Here is a 2,306-nt window from a genome sequence, read left to right as displayed (position 1 = left end):
CGTCGCGTGAATCCGCGCTTCGAGAATCTGTTCGATCCGCTGGTGCTGTTGCCCGAGCTGGCGATCGATCGGGTCCGCATCGCGCCATCGAGTGCGCGCGCCGAGGGCGTCGAGTTCTGGTTGAACTGGCAGCCCACCGGTGACTGGAGCGGCTGGTTCAGTTACACCTGGTCGCAGGTGCAGGATCGCGTCGATGGTCAGGACGTCTATCGCAGCTGGGATCAGCGACACGCCGTCAGCGCCGGCATCGCCTGGACCCATGGCCCGTGGGCCGTGACACTGGCCGACACGTACCACACCGGCTGGCCGACTACGGCATTGTCGCTGGGACCCGTGGGCGGCCCATCGGTGGTCGTGGGTCCGCGCAATGCGTTGCGCTACGAAGACTTCAACTCGCTGGATTTCCGCATCACGCGCACATTCGCGCTCTCGCGCGGCGAACTCGATGTGTTCCTCGAAGCCACGAACCTCTATTCACATCGCAACCAGTGCTGCACCCGGTACCGGGTCGCAACCGACAGCGAGGGCAATCCCGAACTGCTGTCGAATATCGACGCGTGGCTGCCGCTCGTGCCGTCGTTCGGAGTGTTGTGGCGGTATGGAAAGGACTAGAAGCGGAACTCCACGGGAGGCACGGGGAGCGCGGGGCTCGGAACTGGAACCCGATGCTTGTCCGCTCTTTCCTACCCCGTGTTCCGGGTGTCCCCCGTGGAGTTCTTGGTTCTTCTCTTGCTACTCCAGCTTCGACTTCAATTCATCGAGCTCGCGCCGCAATTCGGCGACCAGTTCTTCGAGCTTTTCGATGCGCTCGGTTTGTGGCGGCGAGCCCAAGGCCACGGATGAGGAGGCGGGGATGGAAGAGTCCGCAGCGGGTTCCGCGACTGCCACATCGCCGCTGAACAGGTGTGCGTAACGGGCATCGCGGCGACCGGGTTCGCGCGGCAGCTGGGCGACATAGGGTCCGTCCTCGCGCGTGGCGAGATCGAGCAGTGCCGTTTCGACTTCGCTGACGTCGTTCACCTCGGCCATGCGTCCTGAACGGGTCTTCAGTTCACCGGGCGTCTGCGGGCCGCGAACCAGCAATTCGCACAGGATGGCCGTTTCGAGCGGGCTGAAGGTCGGGGAGCCGAAACCGGTATTGCAGAACCGATGCTGGTACTTCTGCACGCGGCTGCCGAACCCCGACTTGTCCAGCACCAGGTGTTTCCTTGCCAGTGAATCCAGGGTCTGCTGCACGGTGCGCTCGTCGAGATCCATGATGGGATCGCGATTGCTCTTCTGATTGCAGGCGTTCGTGAGTGCATTCAGGGACAGGGGATATTGATCGGGTGTCGTGATGGCCTTTTCGATCAGGCAACCGATGACGCGAGCCTCCAGGGCTGTCAGCTCTATATTCACAAATGGTCCTTATGCGATTTTGTCAGGACAATATAGGCCCAACGAGGTCCAGGCCGCACGGCCACCGGAAAAAGGCTTCCTCCAACTCCTCATTCTTCCGCAGCGGGGTGAAGCTCAGGGGTTGGGGAATGCAAATTACCGGGAAAGATGTCGTTGTCGGGCGGATTTTGCACGCGGGTGATCTGTCGCGCCCACCCGATTCCCTTACAATCCATCGCCCGGTCGCAACGTTAGCGAGAAATTTCATTGTTGAACCTGTCCCTGCCGCTCGATCCCATCGAGGCGGAACGCGTTCCCGTCCCCGAGGCGCCCGCGCGCCTGCGTGAAATCCCGTACAACTACACCTCGTTTTCGGATCGCGAGATCGTCATCCGTCTGCTGGGCGCTTCGACCTGGGGCGTGCTCGAAGAACTGCGCGGCGAACGCCGCACGGGGCGCTCGGCCCGGATGCTCTACGAAGTGCTGGGCGACATCTGGGTCGTGCAGCGCAACCCGTATCTCGAGGACGATCTGCTGACCAGCGCCAAGCGGCGCGGGCTGTTGATCGACGCGCTGCACCACCGGCTGGGCGAGGTGCAGAAGCGCCGCACGCCGGCCGCCGATGCCGAGCGCGATGCTTTTGTCGGCGAGTTGCTGTCGGCGGCGCGCGCCGCGGTCGAACGCTTCGCCGCCCGGTTCGACGAGGTGGCGCAACTGCGCCAGCGCACCCGCCGCGTCCTGGGCCGCACGACGGCCAAGGACAACATCAAGTTCGACGGCCTGTCGCGCGTCTCGCATGTGACCGACGCGACCGACTGGCGCGTCGAATATCCGTTCGTCGTGCTGCAGCCGGACGAGGAAGACGAGATTCCGGGGCTGGTTCGCGCCTGCATCGAGCTCGGCCTGACGATCATCACGCGCGGCGGCGG

General features: G+C 63.7%; 3 protein-coding genes. 2 read left to right on the top strand and 1 reads right to left on the bottom strand.

The annotated features are described in order from the left end of the window. Positions 1 to 612, top strand: a 612-nt coding sequence (locus tag VIZ63_RS24660) for a hypothetical protein (RefSeq protein ID WP_331612499.1), incomplete at its 5' end; no start/stop codon positions are given. Between the two features lie 120 nt (positions 613 to 732). Here VIZ63_RS24660 and VIZ63_RS24655 read toward each other — a convergent pair. After that, a complete protein-coding gene (locus VIZ63_RS24655; protein ID WP_331612497.1) occupies positions 733 to 1,398 on the bottom strand; it encodes a YceH family protein in 666 nt (221 codons plus the stop codon). A 249-nt stretch (positions 1,399 to 1,647) separates the two neighbouring features. Between VIZ63_RS24655 and VIZ63_RS24650 the strand changes: the two genes are divergently transcribed. Further along, on the top strand, positions 1,648 to 2,306 hold a 659-nt coding region (locus VIZ63_RS24650), incomplete at its 3' end, for a DUF3683 domain-containing protein (RefSeq protein ID WP_331612496.1).

This window comes from Povalibacter sp. (genome assembly GCF_036520495.1).
Lineage (GTDB): Bacteria > Pseudomonadota > Gammaproteobacteria > Steroidobacterales > Steroidobacteraceae > Steroidobacter.
This window is presented reverse-complemented; position numbering and strand designations above follow the sequence as displayed.